The sequence below is a fragment of the Streptomyces sparsogenes genome, from assembly GCF_001704635.1.
Taxonomy (GTDB): domain Bacteria; phylum Actinomycetota; class Actinomycetes; order Streptomycetales; family Streptomycetaceae; genus Streptomyces; species Streptomyces sparsogenes.
The window spans coordinates 1-6,300 of the sequence record NZ_MAXF01000217.1; the positions used below are offsets into that span (position 1 = coordinate 1).

The window sequence follows — 6,300 nt, forward strand, 5'->3', positions numbered from 1 at the left end:
GCACTCGCCCTGGCGCAGGGCCCCGGCGGCGAGGTGCATGGACACCAGGGAGGAGGAGCAGGCGGTGTCGACGGTGACGGCGGGGCCCTGGAGGCCGAGGGTGTACGCCACCCGGCCGGAGATGATGCTGCCGATGCTGGAGAGCATCGTGTAGCCGTCCAGGCGGGGGTCGCCGGGGGGCAGGCCGGTGGCGTAGTCGTGGTAGATGACGCCGGTATAGACGCCGGTCAGGCTCTCGTGGAGGGTGTGCGGGTCGATGCCGGCGCGTTCGAGGGCCTCCCAGGCGGTTTCCAGGACGAGGCGCTGCTGGGGGTCCATGGCCAGGGCCTCGCGGGGGTTGATGCCGAAGAAAGCCGCGTCGAAGCCGTCGACGTCATAGATGAACGCGCCCTCGGAGGCGTACGTGGTGCCGGGGTGGTCGGAGTCCGGGTGGAACAGGTTGGCCAGGTCCCAGCCGCGGTTGGTGGGGAACGGACCCACCACCTCCCGTCCCGCCGCGACCAGGTCCCACAGCTCCTCGGGGGTGGTCACCCCGCCGGGGAAGCGGCAGGCCATCGCCACCACCGCGATCGGCTCGTCGTCCGCGCCGCCGGTCCGGGCCGGCGGCGGTGCGAGAGGCGAGGACACGGGCGTGCCGGCGGTCAGGCGGTGCAGGAGGTGGTCGGCGAGGCCCCGGGGGGTCGGGTAGTCGAAGACCAGGCCGGCGGGCAGGCGCAGCCCGGTGGCCTCGGCCAGCCGGTTGCGCAGTCCGACCGCTGTGAGGGAGTCGAAGCCCAGCTCCTTGAAGGCGGCCTCGGGCCGGATGGCCGCGTCGGAGGAGTGGCCCAGGACCACGGCGGCCGCCCGGCGCACCGTTTCCAGCACGACGTCACGCTGTCCGGAGGCGTCGAGACCGGCGAGGCGTGAGGCCAGGGCGCTTGCCACCGACCGCCGTTCCGCGGCGCGGCGCCGGGCGGGCCGGGCCAGGGCGCGCAGCAGCGCGGGGACCGTGGGGCCCGGTCGGGTGGCGAGCGGGCCTTGGTGCGGGTCCGCGGCCACGGCCACCGGGCGGGTGAGGTGCGGCGCCGTGTCGAACAGGTGCAGGGCGTGGGGTGTGGCCCGTCCCCCCAGGGTCCAGGCCAGGCCGACGCCCGGGAGCCCGGCGGAACGCCGGTGGGCGATCAGCGCGTCGGCGCAGGCCTGGGCGGCGGCGCGGCCGGCTTGGCCGGGGCCGGCCACCACGTCGGTGACGGCGACGGAGGAGAGCACCGCGAACATCCGCAGCGGCAGGTCACGGGTGAGGGCGTGCAGGTTCCACGCGCCGGCGGCCCTCGCCGCCCAGGTCCGCGACAGCCGCTCCTCGTCCCAGGCCTCCACCGGGGCCGCGTCGGCCGCCTCGGTGATGTGCACGACGCCCACCAGCGGGTGGCTGTCGGGAATCGCCTCCAACACCGCCGCCAGGGCGGTGTGGTCGGCGACGTCGGCCGCAGCCGACTCCACCTCCGCCCCGAGCGCCGTCAGCCGCTCGGCCAGGGCGGCCGCCTCGGGGGCCTGGCCGCCGCAGCGGGAGAGCAGCAGCAGCCGCGGGGCGCCGTACGCGCGCACCAGGTGCTCGGCGACCACGCCGTGCAACGGGCCGGGCTCACCGGCCACCACCACCGTCCCGCCGGAGAGATCCACCTCCGTGCGCTCCCCGGGCCGCTCGACGGCACGCAGCAGACGGGGGACCGAGACCGCGCCCGAACGGACCGCGATCCGCGGCTCGTCCGCGTCGATGGCCCGGCGGACCGCCTCGGCCAGCTTTTCGCTCCCGCTCGCGGCGGTGGCGTCGGAGTGGGCGCCGGTGCGGGTGCGGGTGCCGGTGGCGGTGTCTGTGTCTGTGTCTGTGCCGGTGTCTGTGCCTGTGTCGGCGTCTGTGTCTGTGTCTGTGTCGACCAGCGTGATCCGGCCCGGGTGCTCGGCCTGGACCGCCCGGACCAGGCCCCAGACGGCCGCGCCACCCGGATCCGGGGGCCCGTCCTCCTCGCCGGCCGAGACCGCGCCGGAGGTGACCAGCACCAGCCGGGCGTCCGGTGACCGGGGCTCGGCCAGCCAGTCCCGGATGAGGCCCAGCGTGCGCCGGACAGCGGCCAGACCCGTCTCGCTCCCGGTGCCGGAGCCGGCCGCCGGCGCCACGGTGCGGACAACCAGGTCCTCGGTCTCCGCCGGCTCGGGCCGGTCCTCCGGCGGCGGCAGCGGCAGCCACTCCACCGTGAACAGGCCGCCCGGGCCACGTCGTTCGGCGGCCTTCAGCCAGTCGTCCCCGGCCGGGCGCAGCGCGACCGAATCCACGCTGAGCACGGGGGCGCCGGTCGGATCCGCCACGACGACGTTCAGCTCGCGGCCTTCGCCGTCCTCCGACCGCCGCGCGCGGAGCCGGACCCGAACGCCCGTCGCGCCGCCCGCGTGCAGCGACACACCGCTCCAGACGAACGGCAGCCACAGCGGGCCGTCGGCCCGCCGGCGGTCCAGCGCCACCGGGTGCAGGGCGGCTTCGAGCAGCGCGGGATGGATGCCGAACCCGTCGGCGCCCTCCTCGGCTCCCTGGTCCAGGGCCACCTCGGCAAGGAGATCGGCGCCGTGCCGCCACACCGCCTGGACGCCCCGGAACGTCGGGCCGTACCGGTAACCGGCCGCCTCGGTGCGCGCGTACAGGTCGGCGATGTCCACCGGCTCGGCCCCGGCGGGGGGCCAGGCGCCCGTGAGCTCCGTCCCGGCCGTCGCGCCGGGCGCGAGGGTGCCCGTCGCGTGGCAGGTCCAGATGTCCCGCTCCCCGGGTCCCTCCGGTGTGCCGGACGCGGGCTGGGAGCAGACGCGCAGCTCGCGGCGCCCGTCCTCGTCGGGGGCGTCCACCACGAGCTGGACCCGCAGCTCGGAGGTGGCCGACAGGGTCAGGGGCACGTGCAGGGTCAGCTCCTCGAGGCCGCCGCAGCCCGCCTCGTCGGCCGCCCGCAGCGCCCACTCCACCAGGGCCGTGCTGGGCAGCAGGACCACGCCCGCGACCTCGTGCTCGCCCAGCCAGCCGGCGTCACCGGCGGCCGGAAGGCGCCCGGTCAGCAGGAGCCCGCCGTCGGCGAGCCCCGTCGCGGCCGACAGCTGCGGGTGTTCCACCGGCCGCAGGCCGGCCGCGCTGACATCGCCCGCCGTACGGCCCGCCGCCACCCAGTAGCGCTCGCGCTGGAAAGGGTAGGTGGGCAGGTCGGTGGTGGCGGCCGGGGCGGTGGGATACCAGGGCCGCCAGTCGACGGCGAGCCCGGCGGTGTGGGCGTGGGCGAGGGCGCCCGCGAGGTCGAGAGGGCCGCCGTGGTCGCGGCGGAGGGTCGGGATGGTCGTGGCGGGCACGTCGGCGTCGTCGATGGCGTCCTGGATCCCGGGAGTGAGGACCGGGTGGGGGCTCACCTCGATGAAGTGGCGGTGGCGGTCGGCGAGCAGGGCGGTGAGGGTCTCGGTGAAGCGGACCGGCCGGCGGAGGTTGGTGAACCAGTACTCGGCGTCGAGCGGGGTGCCGGCCGGCGGCTGGGCGGTGACCGTGGAGTAGAAGGGGACGGTGGGCGCGGTGGGGGTGAGGTCGGTGAGCTGGGCGAGGATCGAGTCGCGGATGCGGTCGACATGGGGGCTGTGGGAGGCGTAGTCCACGTCGATGGCGCGGGTCCGCGCGCCCTCGGCCTCGGCCGCCGCCAGGACGGCGGTGATCTGCTCGGGCGGCCCGGAGACGACGGTGGAGCGGGGGCCGTTGTGGGCGGCGACGGCGACGCCCTCGGCCGCCTCGCCGAGGCCGGTCAGCAGGCGGGCGGTGTCCTCGGCGCCGAGGGTGAGGGAGGCCATGGCGCCGTGTCCGGCGAGGGCGCGGAGGGCCTGGCTGCGCAGGGCCACCACCTTGGCGGCGTCGTCGAGGGTGAGGGCCCCGGCCATACAGGCGGCGGCGATCTCGCCCTGGGAGTGGCCGATGACGGCGGCCGGGGTGATGCCGAAGTCCTGCCAGAGGCCGGCCAGGGAGACCATGACGGCCCACAGGGTCGGCTGGACGACATCCACGCGCGCGGGGTCGGTGGCGGTGTCGGTGCCGCGCAGCACGGCGGTGAGCGACCAGTCCACGTACGGCGCCAGGGCCCGCTCGCACTCCGCGATCCGGGCGGCGAAGGCGGGGGAGGAGTCCAGCAGGCCGACGGCCATGCCGGACCACTGGGAGCCCTGGCCGGGGAAGACGAAGACCGGACCTTCCTCGGGATCGAGGGCGGCGCCGCGGATCAGGCCGGGGTGTTCGCCGCCGGCGGCAAGGGCCTCCAGGGCGGCGGTGAGATCGGGCAGCCGGGTGCCGGTGACCACGGCGCGCTGGTCGAACGTGGCGCGGGTGGTGGTCAGGGACCAGGCCACCTCGGTGGGCGAGACGTCCGGGGCGTCGGCGACGGCCCGGACCAGCCGGCGCGCCTGGTCGGCCAGGGCCTCCCGGGTACGGGCCGAGAGCACCCAGGGCACCACGCCGCCCAGGACGGCCGGCCCGCCGGCGCCTTCGGCCTCCGGCCCCGGGGACGGGACCGGCTCAGCCGCCTCCTCCAGGATGATGTGGGCGTTGGTGCCGGAGATCCCGAACGCGGAGACGCCGGCCCGGCGCGGGCGGTCGGGGGCCGTCGGCCAGTCGACCGGCTCGGTGAGCAGCCGTACCGTGCCGCTGCTCCAGTCCACGTGCGAGGTGGGCTCGTCGACGTGGAGGGTGGCGGGCAGCGAGCCGTGGCGCAGGGCCATCACCATCTTGATGACGCCCGCGATCCCGGCGGCGCCCTGCGTGTGCCCGATGTTCGACTTCACCGACCCCAGCCACAGCGGACGGTCCTCCGGCCGCTCCTGACCGTAGGTGGCCAGCAGCGCCTCGGCCTCGATCGGGTCGCCGAGCGTGGTGCCCGTGCCGTGGGCCTCCACCGCGTCCACCTCGACGGCCGCCAGCCCGGCGTTGGCCAGCGCCTGGCGGATCACCCGCTGCTGCGAGGGCCCGTTGGGGGCGCTCAGCCCGTTGCTCGCGCCGTCCTGGTTCACCGCCGAACCCCGGATGACCGCGAGCACCCGGCGCCCGTTGCGCCGGGCGTCCGAGAGCCGCTCCAGCAGTACCAGGCCCGCGCCCTCGGAGAAGCCCGTGCCGTCGGCCGCGGTGGCGAACGGCTTGCACCGCCCGTCCGGGGCCAGGCCGCGCTGGCGCGAGAACTCCGTGATCACGTTCGGGGTGGACATCACCGTCACCCCGCCGGCCAGGGCCAGGTCGCACTCGCCGTGCCGCAGCGCCTGGACCGCCAGGTGCATGGCCACCAGGGACGACGAGCACGCCGTGTCCAGCGTGACCGCCGGGCCCTCCAGGCCCAGGGTGAAGGCGATACGGCCGGACACGACGCTGAGCGCGTTGCCCGTCAGCAGGAAGCCCTCGGCGCTCTTCTCGATGTGCGGTGTGCCGAACCCCGGCACACCGCAGCCCGCGTAGACGCCGGTGGAGCTGCCCTTGAGGGCGGTCGGGTCGATGTGGGCGCGTTCGAGGAGTTCCCAGGCGGTTTCCAGGAGAAGCCGCTGCTGGGGGTCCATGGCGAGGGCTTCGCGGGGGCTGATGTTGAAGAAGGAGGCGTCGAACCGGTCGGCGTCGTGGACGAAGCCGCCTTCCTGGATGTAGCTGGTGCCGGGGTGGTCGGGGTCGGGGTGGTAGAGGGCGGTGAGGTCCCAGCCGCGGTTGGTGGGGAAGGGGCCGATGGCGTCCGCGCCGGTGTCCACGAGCTGCCACAGGTCTTCGGGGGAGTCGATGCCGCCGGGGTAACGGCAGGCCATGGCGGTGATGGCGATGGGTTCGTGGTGGCGTTGTTCCGCTTCGCGCAGGCGCTGCTTGGCCTCGCCCAGATCGAGGGTGACCCGCTTGAGGTACTGACGCAGCTTGTCTTCCGTGGACGACATTGTTCCTCCCCCTCACTCCTCGTCAGGACGAGCCGAGTTGCTGATCGATGAGCGCGAACATCTCGTCGTCCGACGCCGACTCCAGCGCCTCGCCGTCGATGTCCTTGGCGCCGGCCGTCCGGCCCTCCAGCCGCGACAGCAGGGCGTGGAGCCGGCTCGCGATCGTCTCCCGGGACTTCCCCTCCACGTCATGGCTGTTCAAGGTGGACTCCAGCCTGGCCAGGTCGCCCAGGACGGGCGCGAGCGGATCGACCGCCGTGGCCGTCCGGTCCTCGGGCGCCAGTTTTTGATCCAGGTAGCGGGCCATGGTCTCCGCGTCGGGGTAGTCGAAGACGAGCGCGGCGGGCAGCCGCAGCC

The 6,300-nt window shown here is 75.4% G+C and carries 2 protein-coding genes; both read right to left on the reverse strand.

Annotated features, from left to right (window positions below; translation table 11 throughout):
• The coding region (locus BBH68_RS44170; RefSeq protein WP_141713153.1) for a type I polyketide synthase at positions 1-5,943 on the reverse strand (5,943 nt) is incomplete at its 3' end.
• A gap of 22 nt (positions 5,944-5,965) precedes the next feature.
• Positions 5,966-6,300: hypothetical protein (locus BBH68_RS42445; RefSeq protein WP_170066641.1), on the reverse strand; the 335-nt coding region annotated here is incomplete at its 5' end.